The following is a 13,888-nucleotide window of genomic DNA, read 5'->3' as shown; positions in this document are numbered from 1 at the left end:
CGCCTCTACGACAGCCTCTATGAAACCGCTCTGCGCAACGAAGTGCCGCGCAATATCATCGCCGATCTGGTGCGCGTCTATTCCTTCGATGTGGACTTTCAGCGCCGGGTGAAGCCGGGCGACAATTTCGAAGTCCTGTACACCGAGGACGGCGGCGACGAGGAAGTGCTCTTCGCCGCGCTCAGCACCAATGGCGAGACGCGCCGCTACTATCGTTTCCAGACCTCCGACGACGGGCTGGTCGATTATTATGACGAGGACGGCAAGAGCGCGAAGAAGTTCCTGGTGCGCAAACCCATGGCCGGTGGCGTCATGCGCTCGCCCTTCGGATATCGCCGCCATCCGATCCTCGGCTATTCCAAACTGCACACCGGTGTCGATTGGGCCGATGCGGTAGGAACCCCGATCTTCGCGGCGGGCAACGGCACGATCATCTATGCCAATTGGAAATCCGGCTACGGACGCCACACGGAAATCCAGCACGCCAACGGCTATGTCACCACCTATTCCCACCAGTCTGGCTTCGCGAAGGGTATTCGCGAAGGAGTTCAGGTGCGCCAGGGGCAGGTCATCGGCTATCTCGGCTCGTCCGGCCTCTCCACCGGCCCGCATCTGCACTATGAGGTGAAGATCAACGGGTCGTTCGTGGACCCCATGCGCGTGAAGCTGCCGCGCGGGCGGGCCCTCGAAGGCCGGTTCCTGGCGGAGTTCAAGAAGGAGCGCGAGCGCATCGAGCTTCTGCTCGCCCACGCCCCTGTGCCACCGAAAGTGGCCTCTGCGGCAAGCACCAGCCGTTCCAAATAGGCCGGAAACACGGGGCGGCCATCGAGCTCCTGTGTTCCCATCCGGCAGGTTCGGATAAGCTCGCGGTCTGCCTAGAGTGCGATCCGCGAGCTTATTCATGAAAACCTGTATGCCCCGTGCCGGCGGGCGAATCGCCTGGACCTTTCTGCTGGCCCTCGCCCTTCCCGCGTCGGCCGTTAGCGGGCCGGCCGATGACGCCTACATCGCATCGCGCGACAAATATGTCGCCGCCATCGCCGCGGCCGAAAAGGCCGGAGCGGACAATGATGCGGTGCTCAAGCAAGACGCGCGCGCCCGCGCCGATCTTCTAAAGAAGATGGCGGCCCTGCTCGGTCCGCTCGCCTTCGCGGGGCTGGAAAAGACGCCGAGCTTCTCGCCGGGCGCATTGTTCGACGGTGATATGGAAAGCGGGCGCCCGGACGGGCTGCTGTTCCACGATGCGGAATATGAGACGCGCATCTTCGTCTCGCCTGAGCCCGTGCTCGCCAATTGGGTGGGCCATGAGGCGGAGAACCTTGGCCTGCGGGCGGGCGAAGGGCTGGACAGCGCGCTCAAGTGGGATCCCTTCTATACCCAGGCCACCGGCAGCGATGCCGCCTTCGAGGGATATGTGGCTCTGCCCCTCCCCGCGCAGGACGGCGAAACGCTCCATGCCGTACTCGGGTTGTTCGCCCAGGGCGATATCGGCAATGTGCCGCCCGATGTGATCGTGATCGGCCGTCGCTCCGGCGGCCGGGTGAGCGTCGGCACGACCCCCGTTCCGGAGGCCTCCAAGCTCATCCCCGCCTGCACCAAGGTGTGGAATGACTTCGAATCCAGGGCGAACGCTTTGTTCGCCGCGGTCCAGAAAGGTGGGAAAGGGACGGACGATCCACGGTGGGACAAGGCCAACGCCTTGAGGGACGAGGCGGCCACCGCGGTGCGCGCATGCTATACGCGCGAGATCGTGGCCCAGCCGCAGTTTGCCGCGGTTCGCAAGAAGGCCGAGGCCCTGTTGCAGAAGATGCGCGGAAACTGACCGGCGACAAAAAAGGGCCCTCCCGGTGGGAGGGCCCTCAATGGTGCGAAACAAACCTGCTGCGTCAGGCGGCCTGCTCGACCGGCCCCTCATTGGCGAAGGTCAGCCGGCCACCCTCGAGGCCGACCCGCACGCGGGTGCCGTCCAGGATGTCGCCGGAGAGGATCTTCTCCGCCATCGGGTCCTGCACCAGCTTCTGGATGATCCGCTTGAGCGGACGCGCCCCATAGGCCGGGTCATACCCCTTGTCGGCGAGGAAAGTCCGCGCTTCCGGGGTGAGGTCGAGGACGATCTTGCGATCCTCCAGCAGCTTGGCGAGGCGGCCCATCTGGATATCGACGATGCCCGCCATCTGGTCCCGCTTCAGGCGGTGGAACATGACGATCTCGTCGATGCGGTTGATGAATTCCGGGCGGAAATGACGCCGCACGGCTCCCATCACCATCTCATAGGCCTCGTCGTCGGAGACCACCTTCTCGCCCTCGTGGCCAGGAATGCCGAAGCCCACCGGCTGGCGCGGATCAGAGAGATACTCCGCGCCGAGGTTGGAGGTCATCACCAGCAGCGTGTTGCGGAAGTCCACCGTGCGCCCTTGCCCGTCCGTGAGGCGCCCGTCGTCGAGCACCTGGAGCAGAACGTTGAAGACGTCCGGATGGGCCTTCTCCACCTCGTCGAACAGCACCACCTGATAGGGCCGGCGCCGCACGGCTTCGGTCAGGGCGCCGCCCTCCTCATAGCCGACATAGCCCGGAGGCGCGCCGATCAACCGGCTCACGGAGTGCTTCTCCATGTATTCCGACATGTCGATGCGCACCATGGCCGTGTCGTCGTCGAACAGATAGTTCGCGAGCGCCTTGGTCAGCTCGGTCTTGCCGACGCCGGTGGGGCCGAGGAACAGGAACGAGCCGATGGGCCGGTTCGGGTCCTGCAGTCCGGCGCGCGAGCGGCGCACGGCGGTGGACACGGCGGTGACCGCCTCGTCCTGGCCGATGACGCGCTTGGCCAGCTCAAGCTCCATCTTGAGCAGCTTCTCGCGCTCGCCTTCCAGCATCTTGTCAACTGGCACGCCGGTCCAGCGGGAGACGACGCCGGCGATATGGTCGGGCGTCACCGCCTCTTCCATGGTGCCGCCCTTGTCGCCGGCCGCTTCGACGGTGGCCAGTTTCTTCTCCAGCTCCGGGATCACCGAATAGGTCAGCTCGCCCGCCTTCTGGTATTCACCCTGGCGCTGGGCGGTGGCCAGATCGGCGCGCGCCTGGTCGAGCTTGGCCTTGAGCGTGGTCGCCGTGCCGAGCTTTTCCTTCTCCGCCTTCCACTTGGAGGTCAGGACGGAGGCGCGCTCCTCAAGATCCGCCAATTCCTTTTCGAGCCGCTTCAGGCGGTCCTTGGAGGCCTGATCGGTCTCCTTCTTCAGGGCCTCCTGCTCGATCTTCAAACGCACGATCTCGCGGTCGAGATTGTCCAGCGCCTCCGGCTTGCTATCCACCTGCATGCGCAGGCGCGAGGAGGCCTCGTCCACGAGGTCGATCGCCTTGTCCGGCAGGAACCGGTCGGTGATGTAGCGATTCGAGAGCGTCGCGGCGGCGACGAGCGCGCTGTCGGTGATGCGCACGCCGTGGTGCAGCTCATACTTTTCCTTCAAGCCGCGCAGGATGGAGACGGTATCCTCCACCGTGGGCTCAGAGACGAAGACGGGCTGGAAGCGACGGGCGAGCGCGGCGTCCTTCTCCACATGCTTGCGGTATTCGTCCAGCGTGGTCGCGCCGACGCAATGCAGCTCGCCGCGCGCCAAGGCGGGCTTGAGCAGATTGGAGGCGTCCATCGCGCCATCGGTCTTGCCGGCGCCGACGAGCGTGTGCATCTCGTCGATGAACAGGATGATCCCGCCCTCCGCCGACTGCACCTCATTCAACACGCTCTTCAAGCGCTCCTCGAACTCGCCGCGATATTTCGCGCCGGCGATGAGCGAGCCCATGTCGAGCGCGAGCAGGCTCTTGTTCTTCAGGCTTTCGGGCACGTCGCCATCGACAATGCGGCGGGCGAGGCCCTCCACGATCGCGGTCTTGCCGACGCCCGGCTCGCCGATGAGCACGGGATTGTTCTTGGTGCGGCGCGCCAGCACCTGGATGGTGCGGCGGATTTCCTCGTCGCGGCCGATGACCGGGTCGAGCTTGCCGTCGCGCGCAGCCTGGGTGAGGTCGCGGGCATATTTCTTCAGCGCGTCATAGGCGTTCTCGGCGGTCGCCGTATCGGCGGTCCGGCCCTTGCGCAGCGCTTCGATGGCGGTGTTGAGGTTTTGCGGGGTCACGCCGGCCCGCGCCAGGATCTTGCCGGCCTCGGTTTCCTTTTCGATGGCCAGCGCCAGCAACAGCCGCTCAACGGTGACATAGCCGTCGCCCGCCTTCTTGGCCGCCTGCTCGGCCGCCTCGAACACGCGCGCCAAAGGCTGGCTGAGATAGACCTGGCCGGAGCCGCCCTGAACTTTGGGCAGCTTGCGCAGGGCAAGCTCCACCTCGTCGCGCACCTGGGTCGGATTGCCGCCGGCACGCTGGATGAGGCCCGAGCACAGGCCCTCGGGATCGTCGAGCAGCACTTTCAGCAAATGCTCGGGCGCGAACTGCTGGTTGCCTTCGCGCACCGCGAGCGACTGGGCCGACTGCACGAATCCGCGCGCGCGTTCGGTGTAGATTTCGAAATTCATATCGTTCCTCCTCGGCGCCCCCGTCGCCTCGAAAAAGCACGACGGAGAACGATCGGATGCGGCTCCGGTATCCCCGGCCGCCGCAGCGGTCGCGCTTGGCGCGCCGCCGTTGGGGGATGTGGGGATGCGCGGTGCACAGTGGAAGGGGGGGATGCCCTTCCACGTTTAGGAATTTTCTACCTCCGGCGCAGGGACGCCTTGATGCGGATCACACGCTTGCGCATCAATGCGCGGGCCCGTGCGCCGACCTGCCCTTGACCCGCCCGCATCGCAATGCGAGCCATACGCATTGCGCCAGTCGAGGACCCCTATCCATGAGCGTGCCGGCCGCCACCCTCATCGCCATCAACCGCTATCCGGTGAAAGGCTTTTCTCCCGAGCCCATGGAGAGCGTGGAGCTCCACACCGGCGATTTCTTCCCCGGCGACCGGCTTTATGCGGTGGAGAACGGGCCGAGCGGCTTCGACCCCGCAGCCCCCACTCACAAGGAGAAGACTGCGTTCGTGGTGCTGATGCGCAATGCCCGCATCGCCGCTCTGCGCACGACCTACGATCCCGCCAGCAAGGTGTTCACCCTCTCGAAGGACGGCGCGGAACTGGCGCGGGGGGACCTCTCCACCGAGGCAGGGCGGGCGGCCATCGAAGGTTTCCTCACCGGCTTCATGGAGAGCGAGGCGCGCGGCCCGCTGAAGCTGCTCACCGCGCCGCAGGGACATCGCTTCATGGATTCCCTGCGCTCCGGCTTCGTCTCGCTGCTTAATCTCGCCAGCGTGCGCGACCTGGAGGCGAAGATGGGCGCTGAGATCGACCCGATCCGCTTCCGCATGAACCTGCATCTGGACGGCCTGCCCGCCGGCGCCGAGTTGGACCTTGCGGGCCAGACTCTGGCCATCGGCGATCAGGTGCGGCTGGAAGTGCTCAAGCGCACGGAGCGCTGCGCCGCCACCAGCGTCAATCCCACCACGGCGGAGCGCGACCTCAACGTGGTCAAGGGGCTCGCCAAGAGCTACGGCCACACTGACTGCGGCATCTATGCCAAGGTGGTGGCCGGCGGGCGCATCAGGCCCGGTGACGAAATTCGTCTGGTGCAAGCGCGCCTCGACCTCGCATGAGCGCGTCTGGAACGAGCGCGCACGGCCTGCTCATCGCCGCTCCGCGCTCGGGCTCGGGCAAGACCACGGTCACCCTCGGCCTGCTCGCCGCCTTCGCACGGCGCGGGGTGAAGGTGCGCGCGGCGAAATCGGGGCCGGACTATATCGACCCTGCCTTCCATGCCGCCGCCACCGGCCGGCCCGGCCTCAATCTCGACAGCTGGGCCATGCCGCCCGCGCTGCTGGAGACCCTCGCGGCCGATGCGGCGGCGGGCGGCGAATTGCTGGTGGTGGAAGGGGCCATGGGCCTGTTCGACGGCGTTCCCGGTATGGAAGGCCGCTCGGGCGCGGGCGCCGATGTTGCCGCGCTGCTGAACATCCCGGTGCTGCTGGTGCTCGATGTCTCCGGCCAGTCGCAGACCGCCGCCGCCGTGGCGCGGGGCTTTGCCACCCATGATCCGCGCGTGCGGATCGGCGGACTGATCCTCAACCGCGTGGGCAGCGAACGTCATACCCGCCTCGTGACCCAATCCATGGCGCCGCTCGGCCTGCCGGTGCTCGGTGCCATTCCCCGCACCGACAGCCTGGTTCTGCCCGAGCGCCATCTCGGCCTGGTCCAGGCGGGTGAGCACGACGACCTCGCCGCGCGCTATGCGGCGCTCGCGGACATGGCGGAAGCCCATTGCGACCTCGACGCCATCCGCATGCTGGCCGCGCCACTCGCCGCCCTGCCCGCGCATGACGGGGCGCCGAACCTGCCGCCGCCCGGCCAGCGGATCGCACTCGCGCAGGACGCGGCCTTCAGCTTCGTCTATGCGCATCTGCTGCAATCCTGGCGGCAGAGCGGCGCGGAGATATTGCCCTTCTCTCCCCTCGCCGACGAAGCGCCGGACGAAAGCTGCGACGTCTGCTGGCTGCCGGGCGGCTATCCCGAGCTGCATGCCGGCACGCTGGCGGCGGCGGCGCACTTCAAGGCGGGTGTGCGGGAATTTGCGCAGTCAAAGCCGGTGCATGGGGAATGCGGAGGCTACATGGCCCTCGGCGCCGCGCTCACCGACGCCTCGGGCGCGGCGCATGAGATGCTCGGCCTGCTCGCGCTCGAGACCAGCTTCGCCAAGCGCAAGATGAACCTCGGCTATCGCGAGGCCCGCCTGGTGGCGCCCTCCCCCCTCGGCCCGGAGGGCGCACGGGTGCGCGGGCACGAGTTCCATTATGCGACCATCCTCACCCGTGGGTCCGACGCGCCCCTGGCGGAGCTGAGCGATTCCCAGGCCCAGCCGCTCGGCCCTTCCGGCAGCCGGCGGGGGAGGGTGACCGGCGCATTCTTCCACGCCATCGCCCCCACGGCATAGGCGCACGCACCGCACAGACCTCCCGGTGAAGATTTGCGCGCACCGCATGTGTCAGCGCACGCCATCGGCGTTATAGTTCCCGACGTGAGAGCCGGAACGGCCGAGCGAGGAAACGCAGATCCCAAAGGGAGTGCCACATGCGGTGCCAGATGAAGGACGACGATTTTCGCCAGGCCATCCTGGAAATCGTCGGCGCCAAGGCAGGCCAGGCAATCATTATTCAGGTGGTCGGCGGAACGACCATCACCGGCTATGCCCCGCTGAGCGTCGGTCGCGATTATCTGCGCTGCCAGATCGCAGGCGGCGAGAACCAGAAGGAACAGATCGTCCCCCTTCATTCCATCACCTGCGTGCGCTGACCGGCGCATCGCCCTTCAATCCGCCTTGCCCGAGGCCGCACCATGGACGGTGCGGCGGCTCGGACATATTTGCTTGTTCCACGACTGTATCCTCAGGAGCATCCCATGCCCGCTCTCGCCCCCATCCCCGGCAATACGCCCGCCTTCCCCTTGATGCGGGAACAGATCCTTGTCGGCGGACAATGGATTGATGCCGACGGTGGCAGCACCGTCACCGTCGAGAACCCGGCCACCGGCGACCTGCTCGGCACCGTCCCGCATGCCGGTGCCGCCGAAACGCGGCGCGCCATCGAGGCCGCATCCAAGGCGCTGCCCGCCTGGCGGGCCAAGACCGCCGCCGAGCGCGCGACCCTGCTGCACAAGCTGGCGGACCTGATCCTCTCCAACCAGGAGGAACTGGCTTCCATCCTCACCAGCGAGCAAGGCAAGCCGCTGGCCGAAGCGCGCGGCGAAGTCGGCGCCTCGGCCGCCTATGTGCGCTGGTTCGCGGAAGAAGCCCGCCGCCTCTACGGCGACGTGATCCCCTCCCCCTGGCCCGGCCGCCGCATCCTCGTCACCAAGGAGCCGGTGGGCGTGGTCGCGGCGATCACCCCGTGGAACTTCCCCTCCTCCATGCTGTCGCGCAAGATCGGCGCGGCGCTGGCGGCCGGCTGCACCGTGGTGTGCAAGCCCTCCGAGTTGACCCCCTATTCGGGCCTCGCCTGGGGCGTGCTGGCGGAGAAGGCCGGTATTCCGGCCGGCGTCATCAACATCGTGACTGGCGACGCCAAGGCCATCGGCGCCGAGATGACCTCGAACCCGATCGTCAAGAAGATCACCTTCACCGGCTCGACCCCGGTGGGCAAGCTGCTGATGAAGCAGTCCGCCGACACCATGAAGAAGATCTCCATGGAGCTCGGCGGGAACGCACCGTTCCTGGTGTTCGACGATGCCGACCTCGACGCGGCGGTGGAGAATGCCATCGCCTCCAAGTATCGCAACGCCGGCCAGACCTGCGTGTGCGCGAACCGCTTCTATGTCCAGGCCGGTATCTATGACGCCTTCATCGAGAAGTTCGTCGCCGCCTCCAAGAAGCTGAAGGTGGGCAACGGCTTCGACGATGGCGTGGTGGCCGGCCCGCTGATCGAGGAGAAGGCGGTCGCCAAGGTTGAGCGTCTGCTGAAGGACGCGGTGGACAAGGGCGGCAAGATCGCCACCGGCGGCAAGCGCAGCCCGCTCGGCGGCACCTTCTTCGAGCCCACCGTGATCGCCGACGCCACGTCCGACATGGCGTTCGCCCGTGAGGAGATTTTCGGCCCCATGGCCCCGGTGTTCAAGTTCGAGACCGAGGAAGAGGCGGTGCGCCTCGCCAATGCCACCGAATATGGCCTCGCCTGCTATTTCTTCACCAAGGATCTCGGCCGCGCGTTCCGGGTGGCCGAGGCGTTGGAATATGGGCAGGTTGGCATCAATGCCGGCGTCATCACCTCGGAAGTCGCCCCGTTCGGCGGCTACAAGGAGAGCGGCGTCGGCCGCGAGGGCTCCAAGTACGGCTGCGATGAATATCTGAACATCAAGTACATGTGCCTCGCCGGCCTCTGAGCCAGCAGGCACAATGGAAATGAGACGGGGCGCTTCGGCGCCCCTTTTCTTTTGCCGCGTGCGCCGGCGGCCTCCTGACGGGTCGCGCATGACGATGGCGCAGGGAGGCGGGCCCGTGCTTTGGTGATCCCGCCATGCTCCTGCCGGAAACCGCAATGCCGCCCCTGCGCTCTCTCCCCATCCTGCTTCTGCTCTGCCTGTCGGCGGGCCTGTCACACCCCGCCGCCGGCGCACCGCTCGCGGTCGAAGTGCGCAACGAGAGCGAGCCGGTGCTGTGCGCCGAAAAGGACAATGTGGCGCTGACCTTCTCCTCGCCCGAGGTGCGCCGGTTCCGCATCCAGGCGGCGCATCCCGCCTATCTCGGCGCCTTGGTCGCAGACCGGACCGAGCCCAATTGGACTGCCTGCGACATGACCGGCGATCCCTCCTTCCCGGCGGCGCCGAAGCGCGTCACCTTCTACGAGACGCCGGACCTTTGGCTGACGGGCTATACGTTTCCCGCCTTCTGGCGCCCGGCAAGCGTTCCGGTGCGAGTCGGGGACAAAGTAACTGAGGGCCTGCACATGGTGCAGCTCTGGGTGCGCAAGGGCGAGCGCGTGGAAGAAGTTCTAGTGGTCTATCCGCCCGACGGCTATTGGCGTGCCCGCCCGCTCGCCCCGGCTCATCTCGCCAACACCGCCTATGGCTCGTCCTTCCTGCTCGGGCCGGTGGAGACCGAGGGGCGTCCGCTGGTGAAGCTGAAGGAGATCGCCTTCGAACCCGCCACGCGCACCTTCGTGCTGTCCTTCGCCGGCGGTGGTACGGCGCGGCTTGCCGTGTCCGGCCTGGATCGCGACGAGATGGTGCTGGACGTGACCTTGGACTCCGCGGTGGCGGGCAAGCCGTTCGCGGCGCTGCGCTCCATGTATGTCACCGCCTTCAACGCCGACGTGGCGCGGGTCGCCTGGCGCGCGCCGGGCCTGAAGGGCTGGGGCGAGGGCGATATCCTGGATTTCAAGGGCGGCCCGGTGCTCGACCTATGGGCCGGGCGCCTCGTGCCCTCGCGCCACAACACCAGCGCCCCGGACATGGTGTTCGGCCCGTTCTCCGCACAATAGCGCGGCGGCCTGCCGGGCGCGGGCAAGCCCGTGGCGACCGCGCCTCGGCTCCGCGGTCTCAGCCGCGCGGACGGGGATTGGGCCGCCGCGCCCGCGTCTTGGCCGCGCCACCGGCACGTTTGGCTTTCCCGGCGTCGGCGGGCCCTTTGCCTGCCGTGCCCGCCTTCGCTGCGGCTTTCGCTTCCGCACCCTTGTGCCGAGACCTGGCCTTGGTGGGCGGCGCGCCTGGCACGGCCTCGCTTTTGCGCCCCTTGGCTTCAGCCGCTCCCGCCGTGCGGCTCGCCCGGCGCTTTGGCCCCGCGCCATCCTTGGCCGCTTCGGGTCCGCGCGCCCAATCGCGCTCGGGAATGCCGATGTCGCTGCGCTTCAGGAGATAGTCGAGCCCGCCGACGCGATACCAGCGATAGCCGTAGCCTTCGAGATAGATGCAGTGGCGGCCCCGTGCGTCGGCATCACTGTGGCTATCGGCGAGCACATCCACCAGCCGCGAGCCCTCGGGGCCATGCTGCACGTCCACTTCCACCTCCAGCGGCGAGCGCGAGAGGTTGAGCACCGTGAGCACCGAATTGTTGCGCCAATCGTAGCGGAGCGCGAGCACAGCCGGATTGCCAGTGTCCAATATGGTGAAATCACCCCAGCCGATTTCCGGCATTTCCATGCGCATGCGGATCATGCGCTCCATCCAGTTGAGGAAGGAATTGGGGTCGCGCCGCTGCTCCGCGACATTCACATGCGCATAGGCATAGGGCCCGTCACTGATCACCGGCAGCAGCGGCGTGTCGCTCTTGGTGAACCCGCCCTGCGGCTCGGTGGACCATTGCATGGGCGTGCGCGCGCCGTTGCGCTCGGGCAGGGAGAGGTCGTCGCCCATGGCGATCTCATCGCCATAGCGCAGCACCGGGGTGCCGGGCAGCGAGAGCATCATGCAATAGGCGAGTTCCAACCGCTGCCGGTCGCCGTCCAGCATCGGCGCGAGCCGGCGGCGAATGCCCCGGTCGTAGAGCTGCATGTATTTCTCCGGCCCGAAGGCGGCGAACACCTTGGCCTGCTCGTCCTTGGAAAGACGGCCGAGGTCCAGTTCGTCGTGATTGCGCAGGAACTGGCCCCATTGGGCGGTGGCGGGACGCGCCTTGGTGGCCAGCAGAGCGGTTGTCAGCGGGCCGGCATCGGCGGCGGCGAGGGCATAGAAAGAGGATTGGTTGACCTGGAAATTGAACATCATGTGCATGCGATCGCCGTCGCGGCCGAAATAGTCGAAATTCACTTCCGGCAGCACATTGGCCTCAGCCAGCACGATGCAATCGCCCTTCCGCCATTGCAGGAACTCGCGGAAGGTCCGCAGCAGATCGAAGCGCTCCTTGGGCTTGGTGACGTCGGCGCCCTTCTCGGCGATCACGAACGGCACCGCATCCATGCGAAAGCCGCTGACCCCAAGCTCGATCCAAAATCCCATGATCTTGAGGATTTCCGCCACCACCTGCGGATTCTGCGTGTTGAGATCCGGCTGGAAATCATAGAAGCGGTGGAAGTAATAGGCACCGGCTTCCTTGTTCCGGGTCCAGGTGCTCTTCTGCACGCCGGGAAACACCATGCCCGTGTCGGCGTTCTTCGGCTTGGTCTTGGACCAGACATACCAATCCCGATACATGGACGAGGGATCCGCGCACGCCTGCTTGAACCAGGGGTGCTCGTCGGACGTGTGGTTCACGACGAGGTCGATCAGCACCCGCATGCCGCGCTGCTTGGCGGCGTGGGTGAATTCCACGAAATCGCCGAGCGTGCCGTAGCGTTCATCGACGCTGTAATAATCGCTGATATCGTAGCCGTCGTCGCGGCAGGGCGATTTCTGGAACGGCGCGAGCCACACCGCCGTCACGCCCAGCCCGTGCAGGTAATCCAGGCGACGCATCAGGCCCGGAAAATCCCCGATCCCGTCGCCGTTGGAATCCATGAAGGTGCCGACGTTGAGGGAATAAAGAATCGCGTTCTTGTACCAGAGGTCATTGATCATCCGCACGGGCCTCCCTGGCGCCCTGTGCGCCACACGGGCAACCGCGGCATGGCGCGGATGGTTCCCCGCGCGGCGCCTTTCGCCTCACGCCATTGCCCTCGCGGCTTGTCGGTGCTAAGAACGCGCCCTTCTCACGGACGGCAACGCCGATCCAGCCGACCGGGCCGAGAGCCCGGAGGTCCCCGCCCGACAGCGCTGTGCGCCCTCGGGCGTGTTCTGCGTTGCGCCTGTTCTTGGGAAAAGCCCTTCGGCGATGAGCCGGAGATACCCGGACGGACCCATGTTCGACAGCCTTTCCGACCGCCTCGGCGGCATACTCGACAAGCTCAAGCGGCGTGGCTCCCTCACCGAGGCCGACGTCTCCGAAGCCATGCGCGAGGTTCGGCGCGCTTTGCTCGAAGCCGACGTGGCGCTCGACGTGGTGCGTGAGTTCATCGACAAGGTGCGCGCGCGTGCCGTCGGCGCGGAAGTCATCAAGTCGGTGACGCCCGGCCAGATGGTCGTCAAGATTGTCCATGACGAACTGGTGGCGGTGCTGGGCTCGGACGCCGATCCGATCGACCTGCACGCCGCCGCCCCCGTGCCCATGCTGATGGTCGGCCTCCAGGGCTCGGGCAAGACCACCACCACCGCCAAGATCGCCAAGCGCCTCACCGAGCGCGGCAAGCGGCGCGTGCTGATGGCCTCCCTCGACACCCGCCGCCCCGCCGCCATGGAGCAGCTCGCGACCCTCGGCACCCAGGTCGGCGTCGCCACCTTGCCGATCGTTCCGGGCCAGAGCGCGGTGCAGATCGCCAAGCGCGCCATCGAGGCGGCGAAGTTCGGCAATTACGACGTCGTCATGCTCGACACTGCCGGCCGCGTCACGCTCGACGAGGCGCTGATGGCCGAGGTGGCCGAGGTGAAGGCCGCCACCAACCCGCACGAGATCCTGCTGGTGGCCGACAGCCTCACCGGCCAGGATGCGGTGAACACCGCCAAGGCCTTCGACGGCCGCGTCGGCATCACCGGCATCGTCCTGACCCGCGCCGACGGCGATGGGCGCGGCGGCGCGGCGCTTTCCATGCGCGCGGTCACCGGCAAGCCCATCAAGCTGCTCGGCACCGGCGAAAAGATGGACGCGCTGGAGGATTTCGATCCCCGCCGCGTGGCCGGCCGCATTCTCGGCATGGGCGACGTGGTCGCCCTGGTGGAGAAAGCCGCCGAGAACATCGACATCGAGAAGGCGAAGGCGGTCGCCGAGAAGATGCGCAAGGGCGCATTCGATCTGGAAGACCTGCGCGACCAGCTGGCCCAGATGCAAAAGATGGGCGGCATGACGGGCGTGCTCGGCATGCTGCCCGGCATCGCCAAGGTGAAGAACCAGATCGCCTCGGCCAATCTCGACGACAAGGTCTTCAAGCGGCAGACCGCCATCATCAATTCCATGACCCGCCAGGAGCGGCGCAACCCGAAGGTGCTCGACGCCTCGCGCAAGCGCCGGGTCGCGGCCGGTTCCGGCACCAAGGTGGAAGAGATCAACCGCCTGCTGAAGATGCACCGCCAGATGGCCGACATGATGAAGGCCATGGGCGGGGCGGCCGGCAAGCGCGGCCCCATGGCGGGCCTCGCCAGCATGTTCGGCATTGGCGGCGGCGGCCCCTCGCCGGAAATGCTCCAGCAGATGGCCGAGAAGATGCCGGGCGGCATGCCCGGCGGCGGACCCGGCGGTCTCCCGCCGAACTTCCCCGGCCTGGGCGGCGGTGGCCTTCCGGCCAAATTCCCCGGCCTTCCCAAGGGCCCCGGTCTCCCGGGCCTCGGAGGGCCGAAGAAGAAATAGCCTTTTCACCCCATTCTCAGCACCGCCCGCCCGGCTCCTCGGGACCCGGCAGGTG

The 13,888-nt window shown here is 66.9% G+C and carries 9 protein-coding genes and 1 pseudogene (1 of these 10 running past the window's edge); 8 read left to right on the top strand and 2 right to left on the bottom strand.

From position 1 onward, the window contains the following. Nucleotides 1-804: the end of a peptidoglycan DD-metalloendopeptidase family protein gene (locus V5F78_RS00660; RefSeq protein ID WP_394072064.1), read on the top strand. It extends 1,200 nt beyond the left edge of the window; 804 of the gene's 2,004 nt are visible here — the last part of the coding sequence; the start codon falls outside the window, past its left edge; its stop codon occupies nt 802-804. Nucleotides 805-913: 109 nt separating this feature from the next. Next, nucleotides 914-1,822 (top strand): hypothetical protein, encoded by a 909-nt coding sequence (locus V5F78_RS00655; RefSeq protein ID WP_394072065.1) that lies wholly within the window; start codon nt 914-916, stop codon nt 1,820-1,822. Nucleotides 1,823-1,886: 64 nt separating this feature from the next. Here the strand turns inward: V5F78_RS00655 and clpB are convergent, their stop codons facing one another. Beyond that, entirely contained in the window at nt 1,887-4,523 is a 2,637-nt protein-coding gene (clpB, locus tag V5F78_RS00650; RefSeq protein ID WP_394072066.1) for an ATP-dependent chaperone ClpB, read from the bottom strand. Nucleotides 4,524-4,837: 314 nt separating this feature from the next. On the opposite strand from clpB, the gene V5F78_RS00645 reads away from it, so the two are divergent. From V5F78_RS00645 to V5F78_RS00625, 5 genes are all read left to right on the top strand, one after another. Continuing rightward, the gene (locus tag V5F78_RS00645; protein ID WP_394072067.1) at nt 4,838-5,635 is read left to right on the top strand and encodes an MOSC domain-containing protein; all 798 of its coding nucleotides are present in this window, start codon (nt 4,838-4,840) and stop codon (nt 5,633-5,635) included. Continuing rightward, on the top strand, nt 5,632-6,966 hold the full coding sequence (locus tag V5F78_RS00640; protein ID WP_394072068.1) for a cobyrinic acid a,c-diamide synthase CobB: 1,335 nt from the start codon (nt 5,632-5,634) through the stop codon (nt 6,964-6,966). Before V5F78_RS00645 ends, V5F78_RS00640 begins: the two co-directional genes overlap by 4 nt. Before the next feature lie 137 nt (nt 6,967-7,103). Continuing rightward, entirely contained in the window at nt 7,104-7,325 is a 222-nt protein-coding gene (locus tag V5F78_RS00635) for a hypothetical protein (RefSeq protein ID WP_394083831.1), read from the top strand. 153 nt (nt 7,326-7,478) lie between these two features. Next, on the top strand, nt 7,479-8,906 hold the full coding sequence (locus tag V5F78_RS00630) for an NAD-dependent succinate-semialdehyde dehydrogenase (protein WP_394072132.1): 1,428 nt from the start codon (nt 7,479-7,481) through the stop codon (nt 8,904-8,906). Between the two features lie 155 nt (nt 8,907-9,061). Further along, nucleotides 9,062-10,003 (top strand): hypothetical protein, encoded by a 942-nt coding sequence (locus tag V5F78_RS00625; protein ID WP_394072069.1) that lies wholly within the window; start codon nt 9,062-9,064, stop codon nt 10,001-10,003. A gap of 352 nt (nt 10,004-10,355) precedes the next feature. Here the strand turns inward: V5F78_RS00625 and V5F78_RS00620 are convergent. Further along, nucleotides 10,356-12,014, bottom strand: a pseudogene (locus tag V5F78_RS00620) (alpha-amylase family protein); the annotation flags it as partial. A 280-nt stretch (nt 12,015-12,294) separates the two neighbouring features. Here V5F78_RS00620 and ffh point away from each other — a divergent pair. Further along, nucleotides 12,295-13,833, top strand: coding sequence for a signal recognition particle protein (gene ffh / locus V5F78_RS00615; protein WP_394072070.1), 1,539 nt, complete (start codon nt 12,295-12,297; stop codon nt 13,831-13,833). The last annotated feature ends 55 nt before the right edge of the window (nt 13,834-13,888 follow it).

Origin of the sequence: Roseixanthobacter glucoisosaccharinicivorans (genome assembly GCF_043195095.2) — a bacterium.
GTDB lineage: Bacteria > Pseudomonadota > Alphaproteobacteria > Rhizobiales > Xanthobacteraceae > NCEH01.
Note: the sequence above shows the minus strand (reverse complement) of the source record. Positions and strands in the feature narration are given on the sequence as shown.